The 26714-nt window shown below is 46.2% G+C and carries 22 protein-coding genes, 1 pseudogene and 1 other annotated feature; of the genes and pseudogenes, 6 read left to right on the forward strand and 17 right to left on the reverse strand.

Translation table 11 applies throughout. The annotated features are described in order from the left end of the window. Nucleotides 1-230 (reverse strand): annotated as a pseudogene (locus tag WG8_RS28505) (amidohydrolase); the annotation flags it as partial. Between the two features lie 284 nt (nt 231-514). Here WG8_RS28505 and ftsW point away from each other — a divergent pair. Continuing rightward, nucleotides 515-1768: a putative lipid II flippase FtsW gene (ftsW, locus tag WG8_RS14840; RefSeq protein WP_007431025.1), complete on the forward strand. Its 1254-nt coding sequence runs from the start codon at nt 515-517 to the stop codon at nt 1766-1768. Between the two features lie 165 nt (nt 1769-1933). On the opposite strand, the gene WG8_RS14845 is transcribed toward ftsW, so the two are convergent. Then, nucleotides 1934-2299: an Asp23/Gls24 family envelope stress response protein gene (locus WG8_RS14845; RefSeq protein ID WP_007431026.1), complete on the reverse strand. Its 366-nt coding sequence runs from the start codon at nt 2297-2299 to the stop codon at nt 1934-1936. A gap of 192 nt (nt 2300-2491) precedes the next feature. On the opposite strand from WG8_RS14845, the gene cax reads away from it, so the two are divergent. Next, nucleotides 2492-3562 (forward strand): calcium/proton exchanger, encoded by a 1071-nt coding sequence (gene cax, locus WG8_RS14850; protein WP_007431027.1) that lies wholly within the window; start codon nt 2492-2494, stop codon nt 3560-3562. Between the two features lie 211 nt (nt 3563-3773). Here the strand turns inward: cax and WG8_RS14855 are convergent, their stop codons facing one another. From WG8_RS14855 to WG8_RS14875, 5 genes are all read right to left on the reverse strand, one after another. Then, nucleotides 3774-4064, reverse strand: coding sequence for a YlaN family protein (locus WG8_RS14855; RefSeq protein WP_007431028.1), 291 nt, complete (start codon nt 4062-4064; stop codon nt 3774-3776). A gap of 140 nt (nt 4065-4204) precedes the next feature. Continuing rightward, nucleotides 4205-4447, reverse strand: coding sequence for an HPr family phosphocarrier protein (locus WG8_RS14860; protein WP_007431029.1), 243 nt, complete (start codon nt 4445-4447; stop codon nt 4205-4207). 91 nt (nt 4448-4538) lie between these two features. Further along, complete coding sequence (locus tag WG8_RS14865) at nt 4539-5654, reverse strand: aminopeptidase (RefSeq protein ID WP_007431030.1); 1116 nt, start codon at nt 5652-5654, stop codon at nt 4539-4541. A gap of 76 nt (nt 5655-5730) precedes the next feature. Further along, a complete protein-coding gene (locus WG8_RS14870; protein WP_007431031.1) occupies nt 5731-6582 on the reverse strand; it encodes a hypothetical protein in 852 nt (283 codons plus the stop codon). Between the two features lie 199 nt (nt 6583-6781). After that, nucleotides 6782-8767, reverse strand: a complete 1986-nt coding sequence (locus tag WG8_RS14875; RefSeq protein WP_007431032.1) for a sensor domain-containing diguanylate cyclase — start codon at nt 8765-8767, stop codon at nt 6782-6784. 436 nt (nt 8768-9203) lie between these two features. Between WG8_RS14875 and rpsD the strand changes: the two genes are divergently transcribed. Then, nucleotides 9204-9803, forward strand: coding sequence for a 30S ribosomal protein S4 (rpsD, locus tag WG8_RS14880; protein ID WP_007431033.1), 600 nt, complete (start codon nt 9204-9206; stop codon nt 9801-9803). 78 nt (nt 9804-9881) lie between these two features. On the opposite strand, the gene WG8_RS14885 is transcribed toward rpsD, so the two are convergent. Together WG8_RS14885 and tyrS are read right to left on the reverse strand one after the other, a co-directional pair. Next, nucleotides 9882-10751, reverse strand: a complete 870-nt coding sequence (locus tag WG8_RS14885) for an AraC family transcriptional regulator (RefSeq protein WP_007431034.1) — start codon at nt 10749-10751, stop codon at nt 9882-9884. 204 nt (nt 10752-10955) lie between these two features. Next, nucleotides 10956-12209, reverse strand: a complete 1254-nt coding sequence (gene tyrS, locus WG8_RS14890; protein ID WP_007431035.1) for a tyrosine--tRNA ligase — start codon at nt 12207-12209, stop codon at nt 10956-10958. Between the two features lie 67 nt (nt 12210-12276). Next, nucleotides 12277-12544: a binding site (T-box leader), on the reverse strand. A 135-nt stretch (nt 12545-12679) separates the two neighbouring features. Between tyrS and WG8_RS14895 the strand changes: the two genes are divergently transcribed. Further along, the gene (locus WG8_RS14895; protein WP_007431036.1) at nt 12680-15703 is read left to right on the forward strand and encodes a penicillin-binding protein 1A; all 3024 of its coding nucleotides are present in this window, start codon (nt 12680-12682) and stop codon (nt 15701-15703) included. 84 nt (nt 15704-15787) lie between these two features. Here the strand turns inward: WG8_RS14895 and acsA are convergent, their stop codons facing one another. Next, nucleotides 15788-17503: an acetate--CoA ligase gene (gene acsA, locus WG8_RS14900; protein ID WP_007431037.1), complete on the reverse strand. Its 1716-nt coding sequence runs from the start codon at nt 17501-17503 to the stop codon at nt 15788-15790. A gap of 248 nt (nt 17504-17751) precedes the next feature. Here acsA and WG8_RS14905 point away from each other — a divergent pair, with 248 nt between their 5' ends. Next, the gene (locus WG8_RS14905) at nt 17752-18384 is read left to right on the forward strand and encodes a GNAT family N-acetyltransferase (protein WP_043891090.1); all 633 of its coding nucleotides are present in this window, start codon (nt 17752-17754) and stop codon (nt 18382-18384) included. Nucleotides 18385-18394: 10 nt separating this feature from the next. Here WG8_RS14905 and WG8_RS14910 read toward each other — a convergent pair whose 3' ends face one another. From WG8_RS14910 to WG8_RS14925, 4 genes are all read right to left on the reverse strand, one after another. Next, on the reverse strand, nt 18395-19093 hold the full coding sequence (locus WG8_RS14910) for a 5'-methylthioadenosine/adenosylhomocysteine nucleosidase (RefSeq protein WP_007431039.1): 699 nt from the start codon (nt 19091-19093) through the stop codon (nt 18395-18397). Nucleotides 19094-19219: 126 nt separating this feature from the next. Then, nucleotides 19220-20227: a catabolite control protein A gene (gene ccpA / locus WG8_RS14915; protein WP_007431040.1), complete on the reverse strand. Its 1008-nt coding sequence runs from the start codon at nt 20225-20227 to the stop codon at nt 19220-19222. 106 nt (nt 20228-20333) lie between these two features. Continuing rightward, a complete protein-coding gene (ytxJ, locus tag WG8_RS14920; RefSeq protein ID WP_007431041.1) occupies nt 20334-20675 on the reverse strand; it encodes a bacillithiol system redox-active protein YtxJ in 342 nt (113 codons plus the stop codon). A 101-nt stretch (nt 20676-20776) separates the two neighbouring features. Beyond that, entirely contained in the window at nt 20777-21223 is a 447-nt protein-coding gene (locus WG8_RS14925) for a hypothetical protein (protein ID WP_007431042.1), read from the reverse strand. Nucleotides 21224-21621: 398 nt separating this feature from the next. Between WG8_RS14925 and WG8_RS14930 the strand changes: the two genes are divergently transcribed. Further along, nucleotides 21622-22158 carry a type 1 glutamine amidotransferase domain-containing protein gene (locus tag WG8_RS14930; RefSeq protein ID WP_007431043.1) on the forward strand — a complete coding sequence of 179 codons (537 nt, stop codon included), beginning with the start codon at nt 21622-21624 and terminating at the stop codon, nt 22156-22158. Nucleotides 22159-22249: 91 nt separating this feature from the next. On the opposite strand, the gene ptsP is transcribed toward WG8_RS14930, so the two are convergent. From ptsP to WG8_RS14945, 3 genes are all read right to left on the reverse strand, one after another. Further along, the gene (ptsP, locus tag WG8_RS14935) at nt 22250-23995 is read right to left on the reverse strand and encodes a phosphoenolpyruvate--protein phosphotransferase (protein ID WP_007431044.1); all 1746 of its coding nucleotides are present in this window, start codon (nt 23993-23995) and stop codon (nt 22250-22252) included. Next, nucleotides 23992-25875: a glucose PTS transporter subunit IIA gene (locus WG8_RS14940; RefSeq protein WP_007431045.1), complete on the reverse strand. Its 1884-nt coding sequence runs from the start codon at nt 25873-25875 to the stop codon at nt 23992-23994. The genes ptsP and WG8_RS14940 overlap by 4 nt, the downstream gene beginning before the upstream one ends. A 240-nt stretch (nt 25876-26115) precedes the next feature. Next, the gene (locus tag WG8_RS14945; RefSeq protein ID WP_007431046.1) at nt 26116-26550 is read right to left on the reverse strand and encodes a CoA-binding protein; all 435 of its coding nucleotides are present in this window, start codon (nt 26548-26550) and stop codon (nt 26116-26118) included. Nucleotides 26551-26714 lie beyond the last annotated feature (164 nt).

Consider the following 26714-nt stretch of genomic DNA (forward strand, 5'->3'; position numbering starts at 1 on the left):
AGCATCACGACAGGTCCGGGCTTGGCACCACGAATAGTACCTACAACACCGTGTCCTCCGACCTGACGGCGAACCTCTATTCCCCAACTCTCCAGCTTATCCGCTACAAAAGCAGCGGTGTTGCTTTCCTGAAAAGAAATTTCGGGATTCTTATGTAAATATCTGCGCCATTCCACCATATGTGCCTGCAATTGATCAAACCAGGACCTGTCTGTCGAATGTTGTGTCATAAACCAGGACCTGTCTGTCGAATGTTGTGTCATTTTGCTCCACCTCTCCTTGTTAAAGCACCGGGCAAACTCCCGATTTCTGATAAATCTTGCAGCTTCATTGCGTACGCGCTACCATAGGTCTTCATTATTTATCCTATTGTAGCAGATATGGAATTGTTGCGATATCTGTTGCTCCATGGAGGTTGCAGAAGCCTAACAAACATACTATGATAAATGGATAAACGATAAAATGATATGTCTGCGAGGAATGTACCTTGCGACGAATACCGGGGGAAGCTGATATGAGAAATACGAAGCCGGAGGCTCGAAGAAGAGGCACACCGGATTTCCAATTGCTGATCCTCACTTTGTTGCTTGTTGGATTCGGTGTAATCATGGTATTTAGCGCCAGCTCCAGCGTAGCTCTGCTGAATAAAGATACCAATTTTGACTCTTTATATTTTGTGAAGCGCCAATCGGCATTTGCTGTACTTGGGCTTTTCATTATGTTGGTAGCTATGAATATCAAAATGGAAAAATATAAAAAGCTTTTTGTGCCTTTGTTCTTCATAACCATACTATTGCTGGTTATCGTTCTTTTCACTGGCTCTCTTAACGGCGCAAAAAGCTGGATCAGGTTTGGCAGTATTGGATTCCAGCCGACGGAGCTTGCGAAAATCTCCATTATTCTTTACTTATCTGCACTGATCGTTAAAAAAGGGGATCGCTTTAGAGACTTGCGGACTGGCTACATACCTGTAACCGTCATTGTGGGCTTTGTTGCAGGACTCATCATGCTTCAGCCTGACCTTGGCTCCTGCTTTATTCTGGTAGCCACCAGTGGCTTGATTATTTATGCCGGAGGAGCCAGCATCAAGCATATTACGGCATCAGTCGCTCTGCTCGTGTTGGGTGCTTCCATCGTTTTTGGCATAGGATCGTTGTTTGGAGATTCCGGCGTAGATGGACAAGCTGTAGCGAAGCAAGATTACAAAGTTGGACGTTTTCAAGCCTTTCTCAATCCCATGGAACATAAACAGGGTGTCGGATATAATCTGGTGCAGTCCCTGCAAGCCATAGGTGACGGCGGTCTAAGCGGATCAGGATTTGGCAAAGGCATTATCAAGCTTCACTATTTGCCCAATTCGTTTAATGATTTTATTTTCTCCGTCATTGGTGAAGAATTCGGCTTTATCGGAACAGCCATCTTCCTGATGCTATATTTGTATTTCATTTGGCGTGGGATGCTTATCGCCCTTCGTTGCCGTGATCCGTTCGGGACGCTGGTGGGTACAGGTATTATGGGATTGATCGCCATTCAGGCATTCATTAATATCGGTGGCGTAACACAGACAATTCCAATTACCGGGGTAACGCTTCCCTTTATCAGCTTTGGTGGTTCTTCTCTGCTCGTCATGATGTTCTCTATGGGCATTATGCTCAGCATTTCCCGTGAAAACACCAAGCAGGCGGTACAGGAGCGCACGACAGGCGTAGCTATCCGCAGCGAAGTACCCAACCGCTTTCAAGCCCGTAGAACCAACCGTTATCGTTAAAAAAAGAACTTCCATGGACCACCTGCACAGTGGCTTTGGAAGTTCTTTTGTATATGTATATTCACATGGCTGTCCGCATAATGCTTTTACTGTAGGTCCACAAACAAAAACTGGCGATGCTACAACCGCCAGCTTTCGTGTTCTTATTCTATCCGTTAGATCCTTTTATACCGCGTCGTCCTTGAAGGCAACACCTTCTACTTTTACGTTCACTTCCACGACCCGCAAACCCGTCATGCTTTCGACGGCTTCTCGCACATTTTGCTGAAGTATTCGGGACACTTCATGAATAGGTGTTTCGTAAACCACGATAATACGTAGATCAATGGCAGCTTCGAGCTGTCCGACCTCCACAGATACGCCTTTTTGCACATTTTTACCGCTCAGCCTTTTGGCCCAGCCTTCTGATAAGCCGCCTGACATTGCAGCAATGCCTGGTGTCTCTAGTGCGGCCATCCCCGCAATTTTACCTACGACATCGTTGGAAATCTTGATGTTTCCTGCTTCCAGTTGTTGAATTTGCTCTGCCATGACCTATGTCCCCCTTCATGCATCCTTTATTTGTATTGTAAAGCCTCTGCCACTGCAAATGCAAACCTTACGTATGAAAAACGACTTTCGTTTACAACCTATACCATTTTGGGTATATTAATTTAGAAAATCCGTACAAGTGACAGCATTCATCAAACTTGTACACATCCACTGATATCGAGGTGCTCTTCATTGAAAAAATGGTTATCTCCCGCTTTGCTTATAGCGACATTTGCTCTTAGTGCAGTCGCTCATTACACGCATTGGAACGCTATCGCCCAATTCATCATTTGTGCCATCGCTGTCGTGTTCGTAGCTGGTTTTCTCGGCAAAGCGACCGAAAGCGTAGCACATTATGCCGGGCAACGTCTGGGTGGATTTTTAAATGCCACCTTCGGCAACGCAGCCGAACTGATCATCGCCATCTTTCTTGTCAAAGAAGGTCTTTACGATATGGTAAAGGCTAGTCTTACCGGGTCCATTATCGGCAATCTGCTGCTGGTCCTCGGAGCAAGTCTGTTCGCTGGCGGATTGAAATACAAGGTGCAAAATTTCAATGTATCGCTGGCCTCACTAAGCGGCTCGCTGATGATTGTGGCTGTTATCGCTTTATTCGTACCGGCTGTCTTTTTGAATACACATGTCATCACAGACAACGAATCGGACACGCTCAGTCTCATTGTAGCTGGCACGCTCATTGTCGCGTATATTGCGTGGCTGATTTTTTCCATGATTACACATAAGGACTATTTGGACGATGTGACCGAACAAAAGGATGAAGAATTGCCGCATGAGCATGTCCCGGTGTGGTCCAGAAACAAGTCCATTGCCTATTTGGTGCTTGCTACCGCCATGGTGGCTTTTGTCAGCGAATGGCTGGTAAAGACACTGGAGGTATTCACGGTTCAGTTTGGGCTCAGTGAACTGTTCGTAGGTGCGTTCCTTGTCGCGATTATCGGGAATGCAGCCGAACACAGCGCCGCCATTTTGCTGGCAATGAAAAACAAAATCGGCGCATCCGTCGAAATCGCAGTGGGCAGCAGCCTGCAAATTGCGCTATTTGTTGCCCCTGTGCTGATTTTTGTCAGTTACTTTATGGGAAACACAATGAATATCGTGTTCACCACGATTGAGCTGGTTGCCATTGCCGTCTCTGTATTTATCGCCAAATCCATTACTCAGGACGGTTCAACTAACTGGTATGAAGGTCTGATGCTGCTAGTGGTGTATATCTTGTTAGGTGTATCCTTTTTTCTTATATAAAGTTAACAGGTGCTCAAAAACGATGAATTCTCGCTCTGAGGAAAAATTTGGATGTATTATATAAGCTGAACTTAAAAGCTTCTTTCGTGCCACTGCACAGTCGGATGGTGCTTCGCTTGTACAGCACCATTCCGACCACTTTTACACAAAAAGGCATCAAAAAAAGCATGCTCTCAGACTCCGCATGCTCTCATTCATTCAAACCGTCTTTCTAATTGGCCTTATTGTTCATGGCCTCATATAGAATAGCCAGATTGCGTTCCAGCTCACTGACCAGCTGTTTACCTACCATTTCCGGAAGAAGTCCAGCGCGGACCGCAAAATCCACTTCCTTGGAAAATCCGTACATCTGAGTATCCAGCACTTCCTCATAGAGAGGGCAGTAACGGGTTGCCAGATTCTCCATCTGTACTTCAATAAGCTTCTTTATTTTATCTGCATCTTCCTGAAGCAGATTAATGGCCTTGATATTCAATTGTTCCTGCAAATCAGATGAAGTCATGGATTCTTCCCCCCTATGTCTCAATGTCGCACAAGACGTCCTATCCTTAATATTAGACCAAATTGCAGGCTAATACAAGAACCTGACAAAAAAAGCATCCCTACAGTTACAGGTAGGGATGCTTCTGCTTATGAATAAAGTTAGGTGGCTACTGAAATGTGCAGTCCGTGCTTCTTGAATACCTCAATAATTGCTTCTTTGGCTTCCTCAGCATCAGGCCCGTGAACGTGCAGTTCATAACTGTGGCTGCTGACCAAGGTCGTAAACAAGCCCAGTATACTTTTCACATCAATATACTTATTTTCGGAATGAAGGACGATGGAAGAAGTGAATTTGCTCGCCGTCTGTGCAATTTCAACAACCGCCGCATTATTGTTGGACATCGTAAGATCCCTCGCTTTACTGGATTGTCATGTATCACTGCTCATTCATTATGATACATTGAAATCGCTTTCTCATCAAGAAGGGATATCGTTATTTCAAGTTTTCAGGATTTAACGGCTCCAGCTCAGGCAATACAAAAATACCATCTTTACGGATCAGAACATCATCAAAATAAATCTCACCGCCGCCATATTCCGGACGCTGAATCAATACCAAATCCCAATGAATCGAAGAACGGTTACCATTATCTGCTGTTTCATAAGCTTGACCCGGTGTAAAATGCAAGCTTCCAGCAATCTTCTCATCAAACAGAATATCCTTCATCGGATGTAAAATGTACGGGTTAAACCCGATCGCAAACTCGCCAATATAGCGTGCTCCCTCGTCAGAATCCAGAATATCATTCAGTCGTTTCGTATCGTTGCTCGTTGCTTCCACGATTTTACCATTTTCAAAACGGAATTTGACATTCTCAAAGGTGATGCCATTATAGAGTGTTTGCGCATTATAGCTAATGGTTCCGTTAACGGAGTCACGTACAGGCGCACTGTAGACTTCACCATCTGGAATATTGCATTGACCCGAGCATTTAACGGCCCCGATTTGCTTGATAGAGAAATTCAGGTCTGTACCTGGCCCCTTGATCCGCACCTTATCTGTCCGATTCATCAGGTCTGCCAGCGCATCCTGTGCTTTGTCCATTTTAGCGTAGTCCAGATTGCACACATCGAAATAAAAATCTTCGAACGCTTCTGTGCTAATGTTCGCCAATTGAGCCATGCTGTCATTCGGATAACGCAGCACGACCCATTTTGTATGTTTTACCCGTTGCTCGCTATGTACCGCATGTTGATAAATGGAATTATACATTTTCATTTTCTCTTCTGGTACATCTGACAGATCATTTACATTTTCTCCTGCGCGAATCCCGATGTAGCAATGCATTTGCTTCATCCGGTTGAGGTCAATTTCAGCCCAGGTTTCCAGCATTTCCTTTGTCGCATGGCGAAGCATGGCACTCTGTACTTTGCGGTCCGTAAGCTGAACAAAGACATTGCCGCCTTTTTTGCCCACTTCATGAATGATGGCGTTAAGCAAATCGCGCTCCCCACCGATCATTTCAATCAGCACATTTTCTCCTGGCTGCACTTCAACTGAGTATCCTACCAGGTTTTCAGCCAATTTAAGTACTCTGGGATCTTTCATGAATTATCTCTCCTTCTCTATTTCATTCTTTTTGAACAATGGTTAATTCAAAATCCATTGTATCATGCCCGCCCCGTTACTTGTAGTCCTCAAAAGCAACTCTGGTAATAAGTGCTTCTTCATGCACTTCTTCATTCGCTTCCTGCCTGGAAATTCGGCAATCCGATGATAGCTTCAAGGGTAAGCCCGTTTGGCGATCTATAGTCAAATGATACACAGCCTGCACAACGGAATGCTCCAACTGGCGGTTCAGTTCCTCGCAGCTTTGCACCCATACTTGGTTCAGCTTTTGTTGCACCTCTTGATTTGAACCTTTATGCTTCGTGCCTAATATCACAATTTGATCATTTATTGTTCTCATTTCTTTCATTAAACGTTCTTTCAACCAATGCTTTGCCGAGGCGGGTTCTGGCTCAATCCGCACCACCCAGGTTCCCCTCGCAGCACTGGCCTCCATACGAATCGTCTTATTTAGCGTGTTTAGCTCCTCCAGCTCCTGAATCGGATTAAAGCGATCTAACATGCCTTCGCCAGCCACAGTGTTATGGCCAGATGCCAGTGCATTCCATTTTCCATGCTGACGAACAAAACGTGCATGTGTTATTTCCTGCCCGGATTTGCCTTTTTTTAGTGCTGCATAGTCACCACGCTTACGAAAGACCTCCGTAGAGCCCCAGTCCATGGCCAGTTCATCGTGATTACTTACGATCCCACGATATTTAAACTGTTTATGCATAGGCAGACCGTTGCCGACTCTAACTCCAGTCCGCCCAGTAAACGTTAGCATCTCTTTGCCCGCTATTCCTGCAACGGCTCTTTTAAAAATCTGCTCAGGTGTATATTGCCGTCCTATTAGCGCACAACCACTCAACAAACACATCACAAGTAATATAAAGACCATCATAACCCATTGTTTTCGCCAATGCATCCCATCATCCGCCTGTTCTATCCCGAACATCACTGAATCCTTGAGTAACATTCTACTCTGAGGCAGTCATGTTGTCTGGTTTACTTATTCGTGGTAAGGCTAGCTTCATGTATATGCACCTTAAAGCTATGATTAGGATTTCCTGTCTGCAATGAGTTATGCAAGACAAAAAAAGAGAACATTCCCGAAGGAACATTCTCTATGCACTGCCTGCATGATCAATAACGATTCGATTACGTCCTTCATTTTTCGCCTCATACAGCGCCATATCCGCGCTATAAAACAAAGATTCAATGCTGATCTGCTCGTCCAGCCAATTCCATTCAGCAATCCCGCAGGAAACAGTCACACGAGGCTCGGTTTCATGCTGTACGCGGTAACGTATCTTTTCCGCATATTGGAGCGCCTGTAGAACGCCGAGTTGTGGCAAATAGATAGCAAGCTCCTCGCCGCCCCATCTAGCACATACGTCCTCATCACGAGTCGTGGAACGAACGATATCACTGACGCTTTTCAAAATTTCGTCACCCGTCTGATGCCCATACGTATCATTCACTTGTTTGAATTGATCAATATCCACCAAAATAAGCGATCCGCAGAAGTCCTTTTCTTGATGCTGCTGTATAAATTGATCCACATAATGACGTACATACAGCCCCGTTAACATATCCATATTGGCCAACCGTCGCACCTCAGCATGCAGCATAGCGTTGGTTACCGCCAGCCAGATGTGGGGGGCCAGCATTTGCAGCATCTTGTAATTATCATATGAGAAAAAGTTCGGAAGCTTGCTGGACAATAGTATTACTCCCATGGGAGTACCGCTGGTTTTCATAGGTACAGCCATCAAAGATAGGGAGTCCGTCAAATCCATTAACGTTGAGGATATCTTCCCTTCTTTTCTATAGTCTGACACAATAACAGGATCACCTGTTTTACACACTAATCCAGCAAACCCTTCATCACGAGGATAACTGTGCAGCCTCACACTTTCCACATTGCTTGATGTGACCTTATAATAACTTTCTTCCTGATCAAGCTGCACAATACAGCAAAAGTCAGCCTTGAACATCTTCAATAGCTCCTGCATGGCAAACTCGAACACTTCATTTAACTTCAGACTTTGATTTAAGCGCTGAACCAGCTCATTAATGAGACGCAATTCATGAATAAGTATATTCGATTGCTCCAGCAGCTTGGCATTTTCAAATGCAGTGCCGGCTGTATCCGCCATCATAGCGATCAGTTCTACATCCACTTTGTTCATACTATCCGAACCCGATGGAAGAATCATATGGAAAACACCGTATACACCCTGCTTCCCACGTAACGGAATGCCGATTTCAGTCACTTCATTTTGCAAGCCAACAGGCTCGTTGACAGCCATTTGCCCTTTCATAAATGCACGCACACATACATCCTCGTCCCGTTCATGCAGCAGCAATGGTTTGACCTTTGGATTGCGACTGTGCCGATCCTGACTCATATACAACGTAATATCCACTTGAGGAAATAAATAGGCGATGCTATCAAATACTTCGTCCAGTACGCCTTCCACATCAATTTTGTCATGCATCCGTTTTACAATCTGAAATAAAATAGAGCGACGTCTACCTTCACGATCACTTCGATTCTGCACTCCAAGAATATCTTCCATAAATATATACTCAAACTTCGAATAAAAGCAGGATCTAAAATGTAAAGCAGCCGCCAACAAAGCATCTTGTTCAGCAAAAACATGTTGTGCGGACCGTGTAAAACGAAGAAAAGCAAACAGATCTCTCTTGTGATTTCGGCAAAGTATGGGAACCATGTATACAAATCCAAGGCTTCCGTCACGGAGTGTACGCTGGCTCACTTCTATCTCTCTGGAAAAGCAGCAACGTTCAACTAAGCCCAAATCCTCATTATCGTCCTCTTCCCTACCAGCAACCCGAACGCCTGTAAAGTTAAAAACAGCAGTATCTTCTTCGTTGATCCAGGGGATACCATTGCTCTGCTGTAACCAGTTCCGATATCCTTGGACAAGAAGCTGGGCAATATAGGGGAAGTCATAGGGTGTCATATCCATCTTCTGGAGCCAGACGATAGACGTATATCCTTTATCATCAAACAGCGGAGCACCGCTTGCCTGGACTGTTGAACCGTCAAGCGTTTGCTGATCCGTTGTTGAAAATTCCGACATATTAAGGCGCTCCTTCACAGCAAAATTAGCTGTACCAAGACAGCGGCTATACACCACTATAGCTCGTAGTATGCTCTATTTTACTCTCAACTCTAGAAATTTGCATCCATTTTTCATAAATTCGTCCCATTTTTTTAGTTCTTAAGCCCTATCGACAAATTCTGACGTTTTCATTCTTTTTATCTTCTTGACATTGACCCACTCTTACATATAATATATATTATTGAAAAAGACTGTGCGGCAGAATTATCTACTGTGCGGATCTTAAATTTTGGGCGTAACAGTTTGTGTCACCCTCATCTTTTTTGTTGCTGACAGGACAGCGGCTGAACTTTTCTGTCAGTAGTGCGTCTCACCTTGATTGGTAGCGCCGAACAAATTGGAGCGCAAAGAGAGCCCCAACTCAAATTTTAATTATGAAGGAGTTAACTCTATAATGGCACGTTACACTGGTCCTAAATTTAAATTAAGCCGTCGTCTCGGTATTTCCCTGAGCGGCACAGGTAAAGAATTGAAACGCCCTTTCCCTCCGGGACAACATGGTGCAAACCAACGGAGAAAAATCAGTAACTACGGTATGCAGCTTCAAGAGAAACAAAAGCTGCGCCACATGTACGGCTTGGGTGAAAAACAATTCCGTACCCTGTTCAACAAAGCTCAACACATGCACGGTATCGCTGGTGAAAACTTCATGTTCTTGCTGGAAAGCCGCCTGGACAACCTCGTGTTCCGTCTTGGCTTTGCTAACTCCCGTGCAGGCGCACGTCAATTGGTAGCTCACGGTCACGTTACTGTGAACGGTAAAAAAGTTGACATCGCTTCTTACCAAGTAAGCCCTGGCGACGTGATCGGTCTTCGTGAAAGAAGTCGTTCCCTGTCTTCCATTAAAGAAGCTTTGGAAAACCGCAACCACTTGGCTGCTTACCTGGAGTACAATGACGCTGCTCTGGAAGGTAAATATATTCGTTTGCCTGAGCGTGGCGAATTGTCTCAAGATATCGACGAAAAACAAATCGTCGAATTCTACAACCGCTAATCCTTGCATTAGCACCGAAAAGCACCCGAACTTTGTTCGGGTGCTTTTTATATTCCCCATGCGTCTAGTCTGCGGCTTTTATTCAATGGGGATATACACCTTGATGCTCAAATGATCAGGAAAGGAAGAATTCATCACATCCGTAATTTCAAAATCAGGCCCCTCCCTCCGTTCAAAATTAGAATTGGGAAGCCATGTGCCGTAGATGAAATCTCGTACATCCTGAACTCGTCCATTTGAGCCTGAAGCGTCAAATTCAGCATACTTCCCCGCTGGAATCTCCATATATATAAAACCCTCTGCCAGCTCTTTCGATTCTTTCCCAACTGCCTCGCCCACCACAAATGAAAATGCACCGTCGTCTTCAAAACGACAAGCAATCCCATATGACATTCCCGGTGCGATTTTGTTTGGAATACACATAAAATATTCATTGGCCCCAAAGTGATCATAGAATCCCGGGATTTCTTTATAATGTTGCTCATTATTTAGATTTGTTTTATATTCATGTCCTATGATTTTAATCGTTTCGAGTTGCCGCATCACCGGCTTCTTCATATCCAAATCTCCCTTCGTGTTTTTTTGATAATCTAGAAAATTGATCTTGCTTTGCCCGGGGAGCTCAATATCACTGTCGCGATATTTTCCAGGGGTGATACCAAAACTCTTTTCAAATGCACGGGTAAATGCTTCTTGCGAGTTGTACTGATACTCAATAGCGATGTCTAATACCTTTTGACTGGATTGTTTCAGCCTTGCAGCCGCCTCGGACAATCTTCTCCTTCTTATATATTGTTGAACCGTAAAGCCCGAAATGGCCTGAAAAACCCGCTGGAAATGAAAGGCTGAAAAGCAAGCTTGTGAAGCAACCTCAGTAATTTTCAAATCCTCCCGCAGATTCAATTCAATAAACTCAATCGCACACTGAATTCGTTTAAAATAGTCCATACAAACCTTCCCCGCACCTGTTATTGTTTTGGTTATTTCCCTACACGAAAATTGTGCAAGCCCACGCAATCCATTATGAACAATCCTGCACCTGCTTGTTTGATTATTTGTGCTAAGTTTACCATGGCCTTTCACTCGGCAAAAATAAAAAGCAACGCAGAGATGCTATACAGATCTCAGCGCTGCTTGTAAAAGGATTTTGAATTATCCGAGCTTGATTTTAGCAAATTTACGTTTACCTACCTGAACAATGTCGCCTTCCTTCGGCGTGTATGCTTCGTTCACATCGGTCCACTTCTCTTCATTAATTTTGACCGAACCCTGCTGGATACTACGTTTTGCTTCACCATTAGATGCCGCAAAGCCCAGATGAGTCAGCAGCTGGATCACACGAATTCCGCCTTCTTCCAATTGATCAGCCGTCAAGGTGAACTCTTCGATATCATCAGGCAGCGCACGTTGCTGGAATACAGTCACAAAATGCTGCTTGGCTGCTTCCGCAGCTTCCTCACCATGGTACATGCGTACCAGCGTTCCGGCCAGCTTCATTTTAGCATCACGCGGATGCACGGAACCATCCTGCACGCCTTTTGCCAGCTCCGCAAGCTCCTCATTGTTGATATCCGTTGCAAGCTCAAAATATTTCAGCATAAGCTCATCAGGAACGGACATCGATTTCCCGTATATTTCGTTCGGTTCCTCATCAACACCAATGTAGTTCCCCAAGCTTTTACTCATCTTCTGCACGCCATCCAGTCCTTCAAGCAGTGGCAGCGTGATGGTCGCCTGCGGCTCTACACCGTATTCTTTTTGCAGAGTTCTGCCCATCAGCAGGTTGAACTTTTGATCCGTTCCTCCCAGCTCAATATCGCTTTTCAGAGCTACCGAATCCATGCCCTGCATCAGAGGGTAAAAGAACTCGTGAATGCTGATTGGCAAGCCGTTTTGGTATCTTTTTGTAAAATCATCCCGCTCCAGCATGCGGGCAACAGTGACCTTGGCGGACAAGGTTACCACATCAGCAAAAGACATCGGTCCCAGCCATTCGGAATTGTAGTATACCTTTGTTTTATCAGGATCAAGAATTTTAAAAATTTGTTCCTTATACGTTTGCGCGTTACGCTGTACATCTTCTTCAGTCAGTTGCTTCCGGGTTTCCGATTTGCCTGTTGGATCACCGATTCTCCCTGTAAAATCTCCAATAATCAGCTGCACATGATGCCCCAGTTCCTGAAACTGGCGCAGTTTGTGCATAACAACCGTGTGTCCGATGTGAATATCAGGTGCAGACGGATCAAGACCCAGCTTGATTTTGAGCGGCTCACCGCTCACAACTGACTTGATAACCTTGCGCTTCAGCTCATCCTCTGGCACAATTTCCGCCACTCCCCGCTGAATCACATCAAGTTGTCGCTCTACCTCTGCCTGTTGCTCAGGCTTCAATTCTTCCCATTTCATCCTGTATTCCTCCTATTTTATGATCCAAATATTACCATATTAAACAAACCAAAAAGCCCCTTTCATCCCAAGGGACGAGAAGGAGCTACTCGCGTTACCACCCTAATTAAAGAAACGTATGCCAAAACAAGCGTTTCTTTCACTTCATTTCTATAACGGGTCTACACCCGGTACTGGATTACTATCGTCGTCTTCGCAAATCTGCAAAGGCAATGCCATTCATCCAGACAGCTCCAGACGGTAATTCAAAGATGGGACGCTACCGATTCACACCATCCATCGGCTCTCTGCACAACGTGATTCCACCTTCTACTGAAGTCTTTCTCTGCTTTTCACGATATTTACTTTGTCCTATTTATAACATACTGCTTTTGTGTAGTCAACGACACCAAAAGACAGGCTTTTTAGCATATGGGTTCATTTTGTAATTTTATGCTATAATAATGGCTGTTAAAAAGGAGGAAGACTTAATGGTTGAAGAAAAAAACAACGTATCAGAGCCAAAGCCTTCCCGCTTAAGGACAACCATGCGAAGGCTCGGCCGTGTCATAAAGTGGGTCATCATCATCGGTTGTATGGGGGTACTGTTCGCAGGAGGAGCAGCCGCCGGCTATATAGCCTCTATTGTCAAAAACGAGCCAGTGCGTTCCAGATCCATGATTGAACAGGAAGTAAATAAGAATGCAATAACGGGCTTTGCTTATTTCAATGACGGCTCTCCCATCGGACAGCTCCGGACAGAGGAAGATCGGCGGCCCGTCACGTTTAAGGAGATTCCGCAACTCGTCATTGACGCAGTCATTGCTATTGAGGATAACCATTTTTACGAGCACAAAGGTGTCGATCTGTCAGGAACGCTGCGCGCTGTAAAACAAAAAGCGCTGCATGAGTCTGTACAAACCGGGGGGAGCACCCTGACTCAGCAGCTTGCACGTCGTGTTTTTCTGAATCTTGATCGCACAGATGACCGCAAGGTCAAGGAAATTCTGCTGTCTCTGCGCCTTGAGCGCTTTCTGAGCAAGCAGCAAATTATTACAGCCTATCTCAACAAAGTACCTTTTGGAAACGGCTCAAGCGGTTACAACGTCTTTGGCATCAAAGCAGCCGCCAAGGGTATTTTTAACGAAAATGATCTAAATAAGCTCAATGTGGCCCAGGCCGCCTATCTGGCAGGACTGCCGCAGCTTCCTTCTTCTTATTCTGCTTTCAACGGTAAGGGCGAGTTTAATGAGTCCGGCTTTAAAAGGGCAATAAATCGTCAACATCTGGTGCTCAGTCGAATGCTCGAAGAAAATAAAATCAATAAAGCTCAGTATGATGAAGCAATGGCTTTTGATATTAAAAAATCTCTTGCACCTCGTACTGTAAAAGCTTATAACACCTATCCATACCTTATGATGGAAACAGAACGGCAAGCTGCGCAGGCACTGATGTCCGTCACGAATCCGGGTCAGGCGGCCAATGCTGGTGCAGATGCCAAGACCAAGGATGATAACGATTTGCTCAAAGAGGCCGAACAACAGCTTCGCACGGGTGGCTATATGGTCTACACCACCATTGATAAGAGCGTATACAAATCCATGCGCCAAATTGCAGAAAATAAAAACAACTTCTCTGCCACCAGTAAAACCAAGGGTGATGAGCAAGCAGCGGCCATTTTGATTCAGCATAAAACAGGCGCGATTCTCGGGATGATGGAAGGCCGGGACTTCCAAAAGGAACAGATGAATTATGCTACTCAGATGGTGCGTCAGCCGGGATCAGCGATGAAGCCCATTGCCGCCTATCTTCCTGCATTGGAAAGTGGTCTTGTGCAGCCCGGCAGCATCGTGGACGACGCTCCTATTATTTTGAAAGATGGCAGCAACGGATATCATATCCCGAAAAATGCCAACAACCGCTATCAAGGATTGGTTACAGCACGTTATGCACTGAATCAATCGCTAAACACGATAGCGCTCAAGCTGTTTAACGAAAAAGTGGGTATTAGCAAGGCTTGGGCTTTCGCCAAAAAGTTGGGCATTACCACCCTGGAACCGAGTGATAATAACGCCCAAACGGGCGTGCTTGGCGGCTTGGCCCACGGGGTGACTGTCGAGGAGCTAACAAATGCCTATGGAGCCATTCCTAACGGCGGTGTATTTAATGACGCTTATATGATTGAAAAGATTGTGGATTCGCAAGGCAATATTGTGTACAAGCATCAGCCTAATCCTGTACAAGCCTTCACGCCGCAAACGGCCTATCTGATGACGGATATGTTGCGTACAGCAGTGTCGGAGGGTACAGGCAGACTGGTGAAGCGCAACTTCAATCAAGCTGGCAAGATTCCGATTGCCGGCAAGACAGGTACTACACAATCCTATACCGACGTTTGGTTCGAGGGATTTACGCCTGACGTTACATTGGGTGTGTGGGTCGGTTACAAGCAGCCTGTCAATAAGCTTGAAACAAAAGTACAAAAAGAGCGTGCACGTCGCTTATGGGCTCTGATTATGAATGAAGTAACGGCCAAAGATTCCCAGCTGTTCCAAACGGACAGCTTCAAGCGACCTGACGGTATTGTAAGCCGTACAGCATCCGCGTATGGTTCGGATATTTACAACAGTAAGTATTTACCCAAAAATAGTGAAAATGGCGTTACCCGTGCCAAATATATTACCTATCAAGGTGTGAATTACATTCCACGCGATAGTACACCGGATGATATGCTGTATGAACGAACGGTTCGAAAAAGGGAAAAACCTATCTCAGAATTGATTAAAGAGCTTGAGCAGGCCTTTACGGTGATGAAACGACATAACTCGTTGTCCTACTATCTCCCTGAGGATGCAGATAAGGAAGCTCCTACTCAGGTCGATCCACGCAAGGACTACGGTACTGCTCCTAATGCTCCAGCGAGCGTCAGCGTTAGCTACAGCGATGGAAAGGCCATAATCAGCTTTAGTCCAAGCGGAAACAGCGACGTCGTAGGATATCGTCTTTACCGTTCTACAGATGGCGGCAGCTTCCAACGGCTTGGCAAGGTTGTCATGGCTGACGGCTCCAAGGTGTTCTCAGACAGTCCAGCGGGCAGCAGCTCCAGCTACTACGTGACTGCCGTTGATGTAGGCGGACATGAGTCCGAGCCTAGTGCCAAAGCAAGCGCGGCACTTGTATTGCCGCCTGTAAATTCGGAGTCCCCGGCCGTTCCGGGTGCGGGAGAGGCAACAGATGTACAGCCTACAGAGGTTCCTACTGCTCCTGGACAGCCCCAGGCTAAGGCAGCAGGCTCTTCTGTAGCACTTCAATGGAGTGCCGGAAAACCTGCGGACGCTATTACAGGCTATAATGTGTACTACAGTGAAAACGGTGCGGAGCCCTTTACTAACATAGGCTCTACCACATCTTCCAGCTTTGAATACAAAGCTGGTAAAAAGCCGAAAGGCTGGTTCCGTGTCACTTCCATAAATGCAATAGGCGAATCGGCTCCTTCTGGAGCCGTCCGTCCATAAGCGTAAATAAAAGTAAAAGAGGGAGTCTCCTTAGCTCATATGGCTTTGGAGATTCCCTCTTTTACTTTTATTATGAATAGCATTTTAATCCTCTATGGTAGACAAATCCCCTGTAGGAAGGTTAAGCTCCCAGGCCTTCAGCACACGTCTCATAATTTTGCCGGAACGGGTCTTGGGCAGCTTTTCCTTAAATTCAATTTCGCGTGGAGCAGCATGAGCAGACAGCCCCTCCTTGACAAAGCGGTAGATATCCTGCTGTAAAGCCTCAGAAGGTGTGTAGCCTTCACGCAGTGCGACAAAAGCTTTAATGATCTCTCCCCGCACGGTATCTGGTTTTCCAATGACTCCGGCCTCCGCAACAGCAGGATGCTCCAGAAGCTTGCTCTCGACCTCAAAAGGACCGATTCGCTCCCCCGAGGAATTAATGACATCATCAATCCGTCCCTGAAACCAGAAATAACCGTCCTCATCCATATAGGCAGAGTCGCCGGACACATACCAACCGGGGAAGCGAAAATACTCCTGATACTTGTTCGGGTTGTTCCATATACGGTTCATCATCGATGGCCACGGTGTACGTATTGCCAAATGCCCCATCCGGTTAGGAGGCAGCACCTGTCCTTTGTCGTCCAGTATGGCAGCCTGAATACCTGGTAGTGGCTTTCCCATCGAACCGGGCTTAATCGGCAGCTCAGGGTAATTACAGATCAGTTGCCCCCCTGTTTCTGTCATCCACCATGTATCGTGAATGCGCTGCGTATACACCCGCCAGCCCCATCTTACCACTTCGGGATTGAGCGGTTCTCCCACGGATAACACATGCCGCAGGCTGCCGAGATCATACTTGGCAACAACCTGCTCTCCCGCGCTCATCAGCATCCGAAACGCTGTAGGAGCGCTATACCATATGGTCACTTCGTAACGCTCAATCGTCCGGTACCAGTCCTCTGGACTGAAGCGCCCCCCACGAATAACATTCGTCGCTCCGTTCAGCCATGGAGCAAAAATGCCATATGACGTTCCTGTGACCCAGCCTGGATCAGCAGTACACCAATACACATCATCCTCCCGTAGATCCAGCACCATCTTGCCAGTATAATAATGCTGAATCATCGCATTTTGTACATGATATACACCTTTCGGCTTGCCTGTGGAGCCTGACGTATAATGAATGATTAATCCATCCTCACGACTCAGCCATTCAGGTTCAAGCTCTTCTGAGGACGTAAGCATTTCCGTTTCAAAATCAATAACCCCTTGCTCTCGTTCGTCCATATCACCAACCACAAAAATATGTCGCAGCTCAGGAAGCTCCTCGCGTTTGATCCGCGAAAGAAGTGCAGGTGTGGTCACTAGCGCCACCGCCCCGCTATCCTCCAGCCGATCCTTGACCGCCGTCTCCATAAACGCCTCAAACAAAGGGCCCACAACAGCTCCAACCTTTAATATACCAAACAAGCTAATCACCAGCTCAGGTGAACGCGGCATGAAAATAAACACCCGCTCCCCTTTGCCAATCCCGTATTTGCGTAGCACATTGCCAAATCTGTTAGAGCTGGCACGAAGCTGAGAAAAGGTGTAAGCTTCATGCCGGCTTGCATCACAATACAAAAGCGCTGTTTTTTCACCACGGCCTTCTACTACATGTCGGTCAATGGCTTCATGTGCCATGTTCACCTTGCCTGTTTCATACCACGTAAAATGACGTTCTGCATCTTCCCACTGAAATCGGTTGTAAGCTTGTTCGTACGGGCCCATGTTGGATGTGGGAACTACAGCCTGGAGTTCTTCAATCTTCATGCATACAGCCTCCTCATAATATGATAATGAGAATTGCGCAGGACAAGATAGCGCTTACAAAAATCAAAAAGCAAATGCACTCTCTTTAGTTTAATATCTAATTTAAAACATCTAATTGTGAACATTTTATGTCTAAAACAGTATATCATAGATGAGGATGTGACGACCATCCTTTTCATTTATTTGTTTTTTTGTTATAAGTAGGGGATATGGAGAGCTAGCTGATGGTAAACAAGGAGGTCGTACGCATGCAGCATTTAAAACTGCACCACTTGGACACGCTGGATCATAACGGACAAACAATCTATGTAGAAGGACCGATTTCCGCTGATCAACTGCGTTCATTTGAAATGCATACGCAATTGGACGCCTTTCGTAAACCAAAGGAGCAATTCGACGCGCTGGTGGAAATTTCGGGACTGCCGGAAGGCAGAATCATCATTGCCCATGATGGGAAAACCCTTCTGGGATACGTCACCTTCCACTACCCGGATGAGTTGGAACGCTGGTCGGAAGCAGGCATGAAAGACCTGCTGGAGCTTGGAGCCATTGAGGTCGCCGACGACTATCGCGGACTGGGCTTGGGTAGTCGAATGATTCGGATTGCCTTTGAAGACGGACAGCTTGAATCCTATATTATTTTTACGACTGAGTACTATTGGCACTGGGATTTAAAGGGCAGCGGCCTTTCCGTATGGGAGTACCGCCGCATGATGGAACGTCTGATGAAAACCGTAGATATGGTCTGGTACGCCACGGATGATCCTGAAATATGCTCACACCCGGCTAACTGTCTGATGGTACGAATGGGAGAGGATGTCCCTCTCGCATCACGAGAGCAGTTTGACCGCATCCGGTTTGTGAGAAGATTCATGTACTAAAATGGCGCCCTTAGCCTAAATGCTTGAGCATGTACTCCACAATACGATGCGAGCGATGAGATGCTTCAACCGTAAATTCGGCATAATTAACGTGAGCCGATCCGTCGGCTTTATCTGACATAGAACGCAGGACAATATAAGGCACAGCGTTCATGTGAGCCGTCTGTGCCACCGCCGCACCCTCCATCTCGGTACAAGCGCCGCCCATTTCCTGATGCAATGCAGTTACCAATTCACGGCTTGCGACAAATTGATCACCAGACAGGACCTTGCCGACAATATAACGATCATCAAACGATTGGCAGGCTTGTTCAGCCAGGCGGACAAGCTCGGGATCAGCGGCGAATTCCGACGTATCCTGATAAGGGATAACCCCTCTGGCGTAACCCAAAGCCCTTACATCCATATCATGCTGCATACATGTGGATGAGATGACAATATCCCCAATGTTTAAATCCGGGTGTACTGCCCCCGCGACTCCCGTGAAAATAATCTGTTCTACGCCAAAACGATCAATCAGGATTTGGGTAGTTACCGCAGCATTGACCTTGCCGACACCGGATTTGCATACGACAACCTGTTTGCCGTGGATGATTCCTGTAGTGTAAGTGATTCCGGCCTTGATCGTCTTGCTCGCTTCCGTCATCGCTGACAGCAGCAATTCAATCTCTTCATCCATAGCACCCATTAGTCCATAAATCCGGCTCATTCTGTATCCCTCTATTCTTTAATGATGATTGTACCCACACGAAATATGTACCCGCGAAAAAAGCTCCATCAAAGGAGCTTTCGTCAAAAGAGCTTTCATCAAAATATATCCTGTTGAGCACTTCGCTTAATCTAGATAATTAACTGACAACCGCAAAATCGTTTCATGTGGCAAAATAACACGAGCATTATCCACATTTTCCTTTTTCATCAGTTTGGTCAGCAATCGCATCGCTACCGCGCCCAGATCGTACATTGGCTGCGCTACGGTTGTCAACTGAGGACGTACCATAGAAGCCATACGAATATTATCCACACTGATTACGGAAAAATCATCAGGTACTTTCAAACCTTCATCCTGAATGCTATGAATAGCACCAATCGCCATTTCATCTGTAGCAGCAAAAATCGCGCTTGGCTTCTTCTTTAAGCCCAGGAAGTATTTCATAGCTTCTACACCGGATTCATAGCGGTAGTTCCCGATTCGCACGAGATCCTCTTGATACTCAATTCCGGCAGTTTCCAATGCTCTCTTGTAACCTTGGAAACGTGCATAGCCGTTTGCAGGATCTTGAAGCGTACCACTGATCATTGCGATTTGACGGTGACCGTGGCGAATCAGTGTATTTACCGCATCAAAAGCAGCTGCTTCATGGTCGATATCGACTGAAGGGTAGCTCCCTTTTTCATCACTCGTTGCACACAGAACGATAGGAACCGCGGCTGTATGAAATGCCTGAATATGCTCATCCGTGACTGTGCCGCCCATGAACAGAAGTCCATCCACTTGCTTTTCAAGCAACGTATTGATGACACGAATCTCTTTTTCCTTCCGCTTATCGGCATTACACAAAATAATGTTATAGTGATACATATTCGCAATATCCTCAATACCGCGCGCAATCTCTGCAAAAATTGAGTTCGATATATCCGGAATAACCACGCCAACAGTCGTCGTCTTCTTGCTGGCCAGACCTCTAGCCACCGCATTTGGGCGATATCCCAATTGTTCAATCGCTTCGTACACTTTCTTACGTGTCTGAGGTTTTACGTTAGGATTATTGTTAACTACACGGGACACCGTAGCCATTGAGACACCGGCTTCGCGAGCTACATCATAGATCGTTACCGTCACATTCCTTCTCTCCATTGCCAATAAATTTTCAACCGAATCCTAGATCAACTAATTAGAACCATGATACGACAAAATACTACTTTATGCAACGATAGCACTTCATCACCTAGGTCAGATGATCGTGGAGTGCACCGGCTGTAATATTCGAATGGGATGTATGCCAGACAGCCTCTCCATCCTTGATTAAAATGGCCTGCGGCGATTCATGCTTTACCTGGAGCCGCTCCGCAGCCTCATTGGATACCGGTCGGTCTTCTACTACATAAATGATACCGTATTCAATAATTTCGTTGGGAGCGGCTTGCAAATAGGACTCCATTTCCTGATATGCACCTGAACTAATCGGACAACGCGTGCTATGTTTAAAGAGAAGCAACGGCTTGTCTGATGTCGCTTCCAGAGCCGTATTTAATTGTTGAACAGTAGTTATTTTCGTCATCGTCCCCATTGGATATACATTCCTTTCTGTGTCTTGTCGTATGGCCTATTCTCATCGTAACAAAAAGAACATGCAAAATCCAATGGTGACCATGAAAATTTTCATATTTTTTAGTTTTTTGTATTTGTAAACACCGATTTACTGGTAAAACCGGATAATTGAGCCAGTTTTTTCTCTACATCGTTCATCCAATCCTCATCTCCCAGACTTCTCGCATAACGATAAAGGTCCAGCAAGAGATTGATCCGAAGCTCCATTCGCTCCTCCAGAGAGGATTGCCAGTCCACATTGGGATTGTCCGCTTCCTCCAGCACCAGCTTACGGATAATCTCAGCCAGTTCATTGCTGCGAGCAAAGGAAATTCGCCGGGCCGAGGGGTTATCTCCTAGACTTTGAAGCAGCTCCTTGATGTCCTTCGTCACATGTTGCAAAACCTCACTGGAAAAGCATGACGGGCATGAAAATACAGGAACATGCAGAATTTCAACCTTACCAGCAAAAATCACCTTACGAAGTTCCAGTCCCATCGTTGTGCCGCATTGGCATTGCTTATGCATTTAACCACCTCATTACATAGAATCAAGCTATATGAGGATCTCATCAAATCCAGATATATCTATCTACTAGTCTATAAAAGCTTTGTTAACTCTATAAAATCTTTCATGCCTTGTTTTATTTCGACTTTATACGCCTCAAATCCTTCCACAGATTGAAGCCATGAACAAATTACCAAAGGATTGGTGAAGTTGTCGTTCATTCCCGACCGTTTTTTTTGTAGCTGAGGCAAATGGCGAAATTGCTTTAAACAAGGTAAGTCACCAATACAATCATGTTTGTTATGTGCTCCACGGAACTTTAATGGGATATGGACTTCGGGCGTTCTTTTTCTTAAGATGTAAAGGTAGAGATTACAATAACAGCAGTGTCATCATATGACGCGCGAAAGGATGGTTGGATGTCGAGACTTGCCGGAAAAAAGGTTATTGCTCTGGTGGATGAGGAATTCGAGGATCTGGAGCTATGGTACCCGGTTTACCGTGTTCGCGAAGAAGGCGCGGAAGTGCATCTAGCCGGTGCTGAAAAGGGTAAAAAATATATTGGAAAATATGGCGTGCCTGCTGAAGCAGAATATGCCTTTGAAGAGCTAAACAGCAGCGATTACGACGGGATTCTTGTCCCTGGCGGTTGGGCGCCTGATAAGCTGCGCCGCTATCCCAAGGTAATTCAACTCGTACAAGAATTTCACGCCGCACGTAAACCAATTGGACAAATCTGCCATGCAGGCTGGGTGCTGATTTCTGCTAAAATCTTGGACGGTGTTACGGTAACCTCCACACCAGGTATCCGTGATGATATGGAGAATGCAGGAGCGATCTGGAGGGACGAGCCTGTTGTGACCGACGGACATATTGTATCTGCTCGTCGTCCGCCCGACCTTCCACCTTACGGAAAAGCATTCTGTGATCTGTTAGCAGACAACAGCCAGAAATAAGAAAAAAGCACCTTCAAACCAAAAATATATTGGTTTGAAGGTGCTTTTTCGTCCTGATCAGCGGCTGTGGCTTTCGAGACATTGCACCATATTACTGCTGTCCAGGCCCAGCCGGAATACAGTTGACATTCGCTGCGGTCAGCTTGTCTTCGATCGCTGCAGCAGTAGACATAGCGAAGCAAGCCCGAGCGACCATCTTCGCCTCGGATGCAGTCGTATTCAGCACACGATGCTTAACCCGCAATAAAGATTGTGGGGACATGCTAAGCTGGTGTATCCTGAGCTCCAGCCAAAGGGGAATGGATCGTTCATCTCCAGCCATCTCACCACACACACTCACATCAATGCCTGCTTGATGTGCCGCTTGTGCTGTCATGCGCAGCATTCGCAGCACAGCCGGATGGTATGGGTGGTACATATGTGCGATCTGCTCGTTCATGCGGTCTACAGCCAGCACATACTGAACCAGATCATTCGTTCCGATACTAAAAAAATCAGCTTCAGCCGCCAATAGATCAGCGATCATTGCCGCGGCTGGAACCTCAATCATAATCCCGCGCTGAATGTTTGGATTGTAGGCAAGCCCTCTCGAATCCAAGTCCACCATAGCTTCCTTCAACAGAGCATCTGCCTGGCGGAATTCCTCGACCGATGAGATCATCGGATACATGACCTTGATGTTCCCTGCTGCACTGGCCCGTAAAATTGCAGTTAATTGAGTTTTGAATAATTCCCTTGAATCCAGACTGATCCGTATAGCTCGGTAGCCTAGAAAAGGATTTTCCTCCTCCGGCAATTGAAGGTAATTCAGCGGCTTATCTCCGCCGATATCCAATGTACGGATGACTACAGCGTGACTCCCTGCCTTTTCCGCTATCAGCCGATACACTTCATACTGCTCCTCTTCATTTGGAGCAGATTTTCGATCCATATATAAAAATTCCGTTCGGAACAGCCCTACTCCTTGAGCTCCATGCTTCAAGGCTGCCTCCAGCTCCTTAACGGAACTGATATTGGCCGCCAGCCTCAGTGAGGTTCCATCTTTGGTCACAGCTTCCACGGAAGCAAGTACCTGCAGCTGTTCTTTTTTGCGGCGCTGCTCATCACGCAATACCTCATAATGGTGGATAACCGTTTTTTCCGGATTCACATACACCTTGCCCAGGTCCCCGTCGACAATCATCATATCTCCAGTCTGGACAGACAAATTAAGATTGCTCTCCAGTCCCGAAACGAGCGGAATACCAAGCGCACGGGCCATGATCGCAGAGTGCGACGTTTTACCACCGTTCATGGTCACAATGCCTAACACATAGCTAGGATTCAAGTGAGCCGATTGGGAGGGTGAGAGCTCCTTGGCGACCAATATATAAGGCAGTGTGTCCTTGGGAAGAGTGACTTCCGGTGCACCCAGTAAATGCTTGAGCAGCCGGTTCCCCACATCCTTAATGTCGATCGCCCGTTCCTTCATATATTCATCATCCAATAAATCAAACATCGTCACAAAATGATCAATGGCTTCCTTAACTGCGACCTCGGCTGCCTTGTACTGACGCTCAATAATTCCACGGATTTCGTTCATGAACTCTGGATCTTCCAATATCGCAAGATGAGCATCAAAAATGCTGGATTCCTCCGGCCCTACCATCTCCCGAAACTCATCCTTAATAAACTGGATCTCACTTTTGGATGTGCGTATCCCTTCATACAACCGTTCAAATTCCTTCGCAAGATCCACCGCATCCATTTTTTGCTCAGGTAAATCCCACTCCCAGCTCGGCAGGACAAATGCCTTCCCGATTGCCACACCTGCTGCGGCGCCGATGCCTTCTATCATGTTTCTACCCCTCCAACATTCCTGTCATGCAGCACAACGGACATTACCGAGGCCTGACCTTTTTTCACTGTTTTAAACGGAGCAAAGCTCCATGACTTGACGCGATCCGGATTCGTGATAACCATAGGAGTCACCAGTGATGGAGCTTGCTCCCGCAGCGCCTGCAAATCAAATTTGATCAGCAATTGCCCCGGCTCCACCGTATCGCCTGCTTCTACCATAGCAGTAAAATTCCCTTTTAGCTGTGAAGTATCAATCCCGATGTGAAGCAGAACCTCAAGTCCCTCTCGTGTAGAGATGCCTAAAGCGTGCATTGTCGGATACAAATGCATCACAGTACCGTACACCGGAGATACAAGTTCACCGCGTTCAGGAACAAAAGCAACACCGTCCCCGACCAGCTTAGTCGCAAAAATTTTGTCAGGCACTTCATGAATCGGCAGCATTTTTCCATGTACAGGAGCATTGAACAAAATTTGAGGGAGATCACGCTCCATCAGCTTTGCAATTTCCTCACGAATCAGTTCTGAATACGTTCCGAATACGACCTGCAAGTTCCCCCCGCCCAGATTGATCAGCCCGGCCGAGCCCAAAGCCTTCATCGCTCCGGTATCAATCAGCCTGTCATTATGGACGGTCAGCCGCAAACGTGTGATGCAGGCCTCCACCCGCACTATATTTTCCTTCCCGCCAAGCGCTTCCAAAATAAGCGGAGCACTGTAAGGGATATTACCAGCCCAATCCTCCAGAACCGAACCCTCCTCGCGGCCGGGAGTTGGAATGCGGAATCGCCGGATGGCCCATCGAAACAGTACATAATATACAAGGCCATACGCCACTCCTACCGGAATCAGCAACCAGGCGTTATGTGATAGATGAAAATTAAGCACATAATCTATAAAACCCGCCGAATAGGAAAAACCGTGATGAATATCCAGTTCAAAGGTAAGCCACATCGCCAGCCCGGACATGACTGCATGAACGAGGAACAAATAAGGAGCAGCAAACAAAAAGGCAAATTCGATCTGTTCCGATACTCCGGTAAAAAAGCAGACAAGCGCAGCCGTCAAAAACGTTTTTTGTACCTTGGGCTTCAAATCTTCACGCGCTTCCTGAATGATCGCCAGTGCAATGGCAGGGATTGCAAACATCATAATAGGGAACAACCCGGACATAAAATAGCCCGCTGTTGGATCGCCAGCAAAAAATCGGGGTAAATCTCCCTGCACGACGTTACCTGACGGCGTTTGATATGTACCCAGTTGAAACCAAAATATATTATTGAGCAGATGGTGAAGACCAAAGGCCGCCAGCAGCCGGTATAGAATACCGTATATAAACAGTCCAAAGCCGCCCAAGCTCGATTCCAGACCTGCTATAAATTGCAATCCACTCTGAATAAGCGGAGCAACAAGCAGCATAAGTCCTGCGAACACAGCAGAGAACAAGCCAATGAGCAGCAAAACAAATCGGGTACCCCCAAAAAACTGCAGCACTTCGGGCAACTTAATGCTTTTAAAACGATTATAGGCGATCCCTGAAATGACCCCCAAAATGATACCAATGAGCGTCGCCGGCTGAATGATTCCGTTTCCAAATCTCAATGTGACTTGATCATATATAGCCATACCAGCCAGCGCTGCCAGTCCCGCCTGACCTGCCTGATTCGACATGCCGAGTGCAACACCAACCGCAAACAGGTAAGGCAAAAAATAAAAAATCCCGTGTCCCGCCGCATTAGCCATATCAGACACCATAGGGAATCCCCACGCGGACCAAGGAAGGCTGCCGAGACTTAGTAATATTGCAGCTGCCGGTAGTACCATCGTCGGGAGCATGACAGCACGACCAAGCTGTTGTAAGGATCCGAGCCAATTCATGGCATTCCTCTCCCTTCTATCCCTGATGGTAAGCTGAATACATACTTTTGTCAAAGCGATGATTCCGTCTGACAAAAAATATTTACTTACGCTTCTACAGGTAAAAATATCTTTATTGCTACAATACATACATTATATGGATTCCTATAAGTATAATATACTGTACGAAGTCCCCATTTCACACTAAAAACCTTCAACCCTGTGAGGCCAGGGAAGAAGGTTTTTGGCGCAGCTTTATGATTATCCTTTACGTACTGCCTGGGTCACCGAGTCCTCTACCTTAATGCAGCGATCCATAATGACCGTCATTCCATGCTCCTGTGCAATGTCAGCCGCTTCCTGGCTGATAATCCCCTGTTGAAGCCACAAAATCTTGGCTCCAATCGCAACTGCTTCACGCGCAACCTCTGCACAGTATTCACTACGGCGGAATACATTGACCAATTCGACGGGCTCGGGTACTTCAGCAAGACTGGCATAGCAAGTCTCCCCAAGAATGGTTTGCCCTGCTGCGGCAGGATTAACCGGAATAATCCGGTATCCCCGCTGTTGCATCGCATAAGAAACCATATATGAGGTTCGGTCTGATTTATCAGACAAACCAACAACCGCAATATTGCCTACTTGTTCCAAAATGGTTTTAATTTCTTCCCTGGACGGGTTTTCAAAAGCCATTCTGTCCCCTCCTGTTCACATTTTTAGTTTATTTTTATTTTACCCATTCGACCGAAGCACCAAGCGTCGTCAAATGGTCAAAATACTGTGGATACGATTTGGCGACATGATGCGCATCCTTGATCAATAGCGGCTTCTGCGCGCGCAAGCCTACAACCGTCAAG

The sequence above is a fragment of the Paenibacillus sp. Aloe-11 genome, assembly GCF_000245715.1.
Taxonomy (GTDB): domain Bacteria; phylum Bacillota; class Bacilli; order Paenibacillales; family Paenibacillaceae; genus Paenibacillus; species Paenibacillus kribbensis.